6 protein-coding genes and 1 pseudogene are annotated in these 6827 nt (G+C 75.7%); 3 read left to right on the plus strand and 4 right to left on the minus strand.

Annotated features, from left to right (window positions below; genetic code table 11):
* Positions 1–170: pseudogene (locus tag EAO77_RS00725) on the plus strand (DAK2 domain-containing protein); the annotation flags it as partial.
* A 60-nt stretch (positions 171–230) separates the two neighbouring features.
* Here the strand turns inward: EAO77_RS00725 and dhaL are convergent.
* The 3 genes from dhaL to EAO77_RS00740 all read right to left on the minus strand — a co-directional run bounded on the left by dhaL (position 231) and on the right by EAO77_RS00740 (position 3072).
* The gene (gene dhaL, locus EAO77_RS00730; RefSeq protein ID WP_147986201.1) at positions 231–854 is read right to left on the minus strand and encodes a dihydroxyacetone kinase subunit DhaL; all 624 of its coding nucleotides are present in this window, start codon (positions 852–854) and stop codon (positions 231–233) included.
* A gap of 90 nt (positions 855–944) precedes the next feature.
* A complete protein-coding gene (gene dhaK, locus EAO77_RS00735; protein ID WP_147986202.1) occupies positions 945–1937 on the minus strand; it encodes a dihydroxyacetone kinase subunit DhaK in 993 nt (330 codons plus the stop codon).
* Positions 1938–2442: 505 nt separating this feature from the next.
* Positions 2443–3072: a potassium channel family protein gene (locus EAO77_RS00740; RefSeq protein WP_261993746.1), complete on the minus strand. Its 630-nt coding sequence runs from the start codon at positions 3070–3072 to the stop codon at positions 2443–2445.
* Positions 3073–3265: 193 nt separating this feature from the next.
* On the opposite strand from EAO77_RS00740, the gene EAO77_RS00745 reads away from it, so the two are divergent.
* Together EAO77_RS00745 and EAO77_RS00750 are read left to right on the plus strand one after the other, a co-directional pair.
* The gene (locus tag EAO77_RS00745) at positions 3266–3700 is read left to right on the plus strand and encodes a hypothetical protein (RefSeq protein ID WP_147986203.1); all 435 of its coding nucleotides are present in this window, start codon (positions 3266–3268) and stop codon (positions 3698–3700) included.
* A 131-nt stretch (positions 3701–3831) separates the two neighbouring features.
* A complete protein-coding gene (locus tag EAO77_RS00750) occupies positions 3832–5928 on the plus strand; it encodes a SpoIIE family protein phosphatase (RefSeq protein WP_410088169.1) in 2097 nt (698 codons plus the stop codon).
* A 52-nt stretch (positions 5929–5980) separates the two neighbouring features.
* Here the strand turns inward: EAO77_RS00750 and EAO77_RS00755 are convergent, their stop codons facing one another.
* Positions 5981–6793, minus strand: a complete 813-nt coding sequence (locus EAO77_RS00755) for a (2Fe-2S)-binding protein (protein WP_147986209.1) — start codon at positions 6791–6793, stop codon at positions 5981–5983.
* Positions 6794–6827: the final 34 nt, after the last annotated feature.

A 6827-nucleotide genomic window follows, 5' to 3' on the forward strand; every position in this document is an offset into this window, starting at 1 on the left:
CCGCACCGGCAAGGAGTTCGGCGACGCTCCCGAGGTCGGCCCCGGCCGGCTGGCCGAGGCGCTCCGCGAGGGCGTGGCGGCGGTCGCCCGGCTGGGCGGGGCCAAGGCCGGTGACAAGACCATGCTGGACGCGCTGGAACCGGCGGTGGCCGCGCTCGGCGACACCACGGACTCGGCCACCCGCGCGCTGTGCGAGACCAGCACGATCCCGACCCTGCCGTCGCCCTCGCTCACGCGCCCTCCTCCGCCGCCTGCGCGAGGGCGGCGATCAGCAGCGCCGACGACGTCGCCCCCGGATCCCGGTGCCCGATGCTGCGCTCGCCGAGATAGCTGGCCCGGCCCTTGCGGGCCTGGAGGGGCACCGTCGCCAGGGCGCCCTCCTCGGCCGCGTCCCGCGCCGCGGAGAAGGAGTCCGTGGTGTCGCCGAGCGCGGCCACCGCCGGTTCCAGCGCGTCCAGCATGGTCTTGTCACCGGCCTTGGCCCCGCCCAGCCGGGCGACCGCCGCCACGCCCTCGCGGAGCGCCTCGGCCAGCCGGCCGGGGCCGACCTCGGGAGCGTCGCCGAACTCCTTGCCGGTGCGGCGCAGCAGCGTCCCGTACAGCGGCCCGGACGCCCCGCCGACGGTCGAGATCAACTGCCGCCCGGCGAGCACGAGGACGGCGCCCGGGGTCACCGGCGGTTCCGCGTCCAGTGCCGCCGACACGGAGGCGAAGCCGCGCCGCAGATTGCTGCCGTGGTCGGCGTCGCCGATCGCCGAGTCCAGTTCGGTGAGCCGGTCGGCCTCCCGGTCCACGGCCGCGGCGGCGAGCGCGAGCCAGCGCCGGAAGAAGACGGTGTCGAGAAGGTCGGGCACAGGAACTCCCTCGTCGATTCACATCGTTCGCGGCCGGACGCACGCCGGACGCACGCCGGACGCACGCAGGCCCCGGCATCACCCGCGGTCTCAGCGGCCCCAGCGCAGCCCCGGCGTCTGCACCGGGGCGTCCCACAGCCGCAGCAGTTCCTCGTCGACCCGGCACAGCGTCACCGAGCACCCGGCCATGTCGAGGGACGTGACGTAGTTGCCGACGAGGGTGCGGACCACCGGCACCCTGCGCTCGGACAGCACGCGGTGCACCTCCGCGGCGAAGCCGTACAGCTCCAGCAGGGGAGTGGCGCCCATCCCGTTGACGAGGGCGATGACGGGGCCGGAGGGACGCAGGTCGTCGAGGACGGCCCCGACGGCGAAGTCCGCGATCTCCCCGGACGTCATCATCGGGCGGCGTTCGCGCCCCGGCTCGCCGTGGATGCCGATGCCGAGTTCCAGCTCGCCGGGCGGCAGGTCGAAGGTCGGCCCGCCCTTGGCCGGGGTGCTGCAGGCGCTCAGTGCCACCCCGAAGCTGCGGGAGCTCTCGTCGACCCGGCGCGCCAGCGACTCCACCCGCTCCAGCGGCGCTCCCGCCTCGGCGGCCGCGCCCGCGATCTTCTCCACGAACAGGGTCGCCCCCGTGCCGCGCCGGCCCGCGGTGTAGAGGCTGTCGGCCACGGCGACGTCGTCGTCGACGAGCACGGTGGCGAGCCGTACGCCCTCGTCCTCGGCGAGTTCCTGCGCCATGCGGAAGTTGAGTACGTCGCCCGTGTAGTTCTTGACGACGAACAGCACTCCCTCACCGCTGTCGACGGCGGCCGCGGCGCGCACCATCTGGTCCGGCACCGGACTGGTGAACACCTCGCCGGGGCAGGCGGCGTCCAGCATCCCCGGGCCCACGAACCCGCAGTGCAGAGGCTCGTGCCCGGAACCGCCCCCGGAGACCAGCGCGACCTTTCCGGCGACGGGCGCGTCGCCCCGGACGACGACCCGCCGCTCGACGTCCACGGTCAGCTCCGGGTGCGCCGCTGCCATCCCGCGCAGCGCGTCCGCCACGACGGTCTCCGGCACATTGATGAGCATCTTCAACGGTCCTCCTCGGTGCGGCGGGCGACACCATCCAGTATCGGCAGAGCCCGCCGATCACGGAACGACGCGTCGGCCGCTGCCCGGACGCGCCGAGCCCCGCCCCCGGCGACGCCGGGCCCCGGTCGCACCCTCGCCCGCTGGTACGTTCCCACCATGCCGCCCGTCTCCGCCGCCCCGCCGGGCCCCCGGACGGTCGCCCTCCCGCTGGATCTGCCGCCACGGGTCGCCGGCATCGGCACCGGGTGCACGGCGTCACCGCCCTGCACGACGTCTTCCGGCTGCCGGAGCGGGGAACCGGGGCTGCAGGGGCATCGGGCGACAGCTCGGGGCGGTGGGACGGCGGGACCGGCGCCGGGCGCCGGTCCCGCCGACGCTGTGCCGCAGGACCCTCGGGACGCGTGGGAAAGGATCACTCTCACCGGTCCGTTCCCACCATCGGTGCGGACCCCCGTCGCCGGTGCGCGCGGCCGGCGGCGGGAGGCGGCGGGAGGCGCGCGGCCGGACGTCAGCTGCCGTGGCGGTCGCCGCCGGGGCCGTCCGGGCCGGGAGCGGCGGGGCCCGGACCGCCCGGACCCGGGGCGGCGGGGCCGTCCGGGCCGTCGATGCGGACGCCGAGCCGCTCGCCGACCCGGCTGCGCAGCCGCCGGGAGAGCGTCGTGGTCGCCGCGGTCAGGAAGACGAACGTGTAGAGGATCTGCGCCATGGTCACCACCCGGGCGCTCTGCCCGGTGGGCACGATGTCGCCGTAACCCACGGTCGCCAGGGTGACGACCGTGAAGTACAGGGCGTCCGTGCGCGTCGTCAGGCCGCTGAACTCGCCGGGATGCCGGGCCAGCACGTGGTACGCCCCGGCGAAGGCGACCACCGTCACGCACACCAGCAGCGGGATCACGATGCCCGGCCTGGCCCGGGGGTCGTCGGTGATGACGTCCCGGATCTGCACCAGCAGCAGCAGCGACACGCAGACGAGCAGGCCGACGAAGACCGCCCAGCTCAGGACCGGCCGGCGGGTGCCGAGCTGCTCCAGCGGCACCAGGAAGAAGGCCAGCGTCATCATCGCCGCGCAGGTGATCCCCAGGACCCAGCGGCGGACCGGCAGCCCGGCCCGCCGGTCCCCGGTCCGAGCGGCCGCCATCTCGTCCTCCCGCCGTCGCCCCCGCCCGCCCAGTAACGCCGACGCGGCCGCCCGCCGCGCGCTGTGCTGCGCGGACCGGGTGACGGCGGCCCGCCGTCCCCTGTCCGGACCGGTCGCCTGGCGGGGCCGGCGGCCGGGCCACACGCTCGTAACGCACCGTGCGCGCCGGCGCGCGGTCCGGAAGGAGCACACCATGAGCCAGCAACCGCCCCCGGTGGGCGCGACGCCCCCCGTGCCGGACCCGCACAGCGGCTGGGTGACCGGGGGAGTCGTGTTCGCCGGTGTCCTGATGCTCGTCAACGGGGTGCTCGCCGGGTTCCAGGGCATCGCGGGGATCGTCGAGGACGACTGGTACGCGCGGGTCGGCGACTACGTCTACCGGATCAGTCTGACCGGCTGGGGATGGATCCACCTCGTGCTCGGCCTCCTGGTCGCGGCGACCGGGGCGGGGGTCCTCAAGGGGGCCTCCTGGGCCAGGATCGTCGGCATCCTGCTGGCGTCGCTGTCCCTGGTCACCCAGTTCCTGTTCCTGCCGTACTCGCCGGTCTGGTCGGTGATCCTGATCGCCCTCGACGTGTTCGTGATCTGGGCGCTCGCCGCCCACGAGCCCGCGGAGCCGGTGCTCTGACGAGCCGGATCGGCCCGAAGGGCTGCGGTGCGGGCGGACGGGGAGGGAGGATGGGGGTGACCCGTCATCCCGGTGCGAGGACGTGAGCCGTCCGGCGGGCCCGCGCACCGCGACTGCGGCAAGGAGTGATCGTGGGCAGCGATGTGTTCCGTGCTGGCATCGCGGGTGAGAGCCGCGCGGATGCGGCGCTGTCGCCCCCGGGCGGGCTGATGGACCTGCTGGGGGTCGCCGCCGTGGTCCTCGACTCCGAGGGCCGGATCGTGCTGTGGAGTCCGCAGGCCGAGCAACTGCTCGGCTACACGCCGCAGGAAGCCCTCGGCCGGCCCGCCGCCCGGCTGCTCGTCGCGGACGAGCACCTCGACCTCGTGCTCGACCTCTTCCAGCAGGTCATGGAGAGCGGGGAGGGCTGGGAGGGCGTCTTCCGCGTCCACCACAAGGACGGGTCCACCCGGCTGCTGGAGTGGCGCAACATGCGCCTCCAGGACGACACCGGCGGCCTCTACGCCCTCGGCCTCGCCCAGGACCAGGCCACGCTCCGCCGTGTCGAGCGGGACCTGGCCCTCTCCGTCCGTCTCGTCGACCAGTCGCCGATCGGGCTGGCCGTGCTCCGCCCCGACCTGCGGTACGTGGCCGTCAATCCCGCCCTGGAGCGCATCGGCGGGCTGCCCGCCGACGAACTGCTCGGCCGCAGCTTCCGCGAGACGCTGCCGTTCGGCGACGCCGACCGGCTGGAGGCGGCCATGCGGGACGTGCTGGCCACCGGGACACCGCTCCTCGACCGGCACGTGGTCGGGCGGATCCGCACCGAACCGGCCGGGGAGCGCGCCTGGTCGGTGTCGCTGTACCGGCTGGAGGACCCGGGGGGACGCGTGATCGGCGTGGCCGTCTCCGTGGTGGACGTCACCGACCGGCACCGGGCGGCCACCGAGGCGGAACGGGCGCGCAGCAGGCTCGCGCTCATCGCCGACGCCTCCGTGCGCATCGGGACGACGCTCGACCTGGAGCAGACCGCGCGGGAACTCGCCGACGTGGCGGTGCCCCACCTCGCCGACGTGGCGGCCGTCGACGTGCTGGACCGTGTGCTCGCCGGGCCGGGCGGTCCTCCGGGCCCGGACTCCGACGAGGGGCATGTGCTGATCCGCGCGCTCGCCGTCGCCGCGGCCTTCCCCACCGTCGCCGTCGACGCGGCCGACCGTCCGGGCGAGCTCGCCCGGTACGACGCCGGACGTCTCGTCACCCGGTGCGTCGCCACCGCGCGGCCGGTCGTGATCCCCGAGGTGACCGCCGCCGACCTGCGCGACATCGCCCGGGACGAGCGCGCCGCCCGCCTGCTGGACCAGGCCGGGGTGCACTCGTACATGGCGGTGCCGCTGATCGCGCGGGGCGAGGTGCTGGGCGCCATCGACCTCAAGCGGTCCCGCAACCCGGAGCCGTTCACCGAGGACGACGTGCTGCTCGCCGTCGAATTCGCCTCCCGCGCCGCCGTCTGCATCGACAACGCCCGCTGGTACCGCGAGCAGCGGCAGACCGCGCTCACCCTCCAGCGCAGCATGCTGCCGGAGATGCCCCGCCGGCTCGTCGGTCTCGAGGCCGCCTCCCGCTACCAGCCGGCGAGGGCGGGCAGCGAGGTCGGCGGCGACTGGTTCGACGTCATCCCCATGGACCGGGAGCGCACCGCGCTGGTCGTCGGCGATGTGATGGGCAGCGGGATCACGGCGGCGACCGCCATGGGACGGCTGCGCACCGCCACCCAGACGCTGGCGCGGCTGGCCCTGGACCCCGCGGTGGTGCTCCGCCACCTCGACGAGATCACCGCCGGGCTCGACCCGTACATCGCCACCTGCATCTACGCCGTCTACGACCCGCGCCGCGCCCAGTGCTGCATCGCCAACGCGGGGCATCTGCCGCCGGTGCTGGTACGGCAGGGCTGCGCGCCGAGGCTGCTGGACCTGCCGTCGGGGACCCCGCTCGGCGTCGGCCAGGTGGGCGGCGTCGCGCTGCGCAGCATCACCGTCGGCCTCGACCCGGGCGATGTGCTGGTGCTCTACACGGACGGGCTGGTGGAGACCCGGGACCAGGACATCGACGCCCGGCTCGCGACCCTGACGGGTCTGCTCCAGACGGTGGACGCGACCCTCGGTGACACGTGCGACCGGCTGCTGAGCGCCCTGCGCCGGCCGGACACGCCGGACGACGTGGCGCTGCTGATGGCCCGGATCACGGGCTGAGGGCGCGGGCCGCCGGGCCGGGGGCGGTACGGCCACCCGGACGGGGGCGTCCTCAGCCCTCCAGACGGCGCAGGCGCTCCGCGTCGCAGGTGCGCGGGCAGGTGGCGCACGCCTCGGCCGGGGCGACCGTGTAGTGGAGACAGCAGCCGAGCCGCGTGCGGGTCGGATGCCGCCTTCCGTCACGGCCCGTCAGGGTGCGGAAGTCCGCGCCGCCGGGGAACGGCCCGAGCGGCCCCGGCAGCAGCTCGCCCGCCGCCCGCACGGCGTGCTCCTCCTCGTCCAGCATCCGGCCGAGGTACCAGACGGCCGACACCAGGTCGTCGCCCGCCATCCCCCACAGCGCGCGCGGCCCCCGCCGCAGCCGGGGCCCGAGCGCCGCCAGCAGCGGCCGCACCTGGCCGGTGACGGCCGCGCGCAGCTCGGCGCGCAGCGCCTCCTCGTCGGGCACCACGCGCACGCCGGGCAATGCCGCGGCCGGGTCGCCGGGCAGACAGGCGAACGCGCCCGGCACCACCTCGTAGGCGTCCTCGGTGAGCCGCGTGCGCACATCGCCCGAGCGCAGCAGCGGCACCCGGCGCTCCAGGTACCAGGGGCCGCTGACGACGAGTGAGACGGCCCAGAGCTTCGCGTGCAGGGCTCTGGAGGCGGCGACGTCGGGGCGGGGGGTGCGGCCGTGGCGCTCGCGGATGCGCCGTGCCTCGCCGTCGAGGAGGGCGTCGAGGAGTTCGGGCCGCAGGACGAGTTCGGCGCCGTCCGTCCAGCCCTGGCGCACGGGGGAGGGCGGCTCGGCGACGGTGAGGTCGAGCGCCGGGCAGAGCGCGGCCAGACGCCGGTGGACCGAGGCGAGCAGGGCGGCGGCGCTCACCGTCGCCGAGCCGCCCTCCCCCGTGCGCCAGGGC

The organism is Streptomyces sp. T39, from assembly GCF_008042045.1.
GTDB lineage: Bacteria > Actinomycetota > Actinomycetes > Streptomycetales > Streptomycetaceae > Streptomyces.

Bases quoted from the DNA above. Each gene is read 5' to 3' on its own strand.
- EAO77_RS00740 (WP_261993746.1), bottom strand. From the start codon at position 3,072: ATGGCGGCCGCTCGGACCGGGGACCGGCGGGCCGGGCTGCCGGTCCGC.
- EAO77_RS00745 (WP_147986203.1), top strand. From the start codon at position 3,266: ATGAGCCAGCAACCGCCCCCGGTGGGCGCGACGCCCCCCGTGCCGGAC.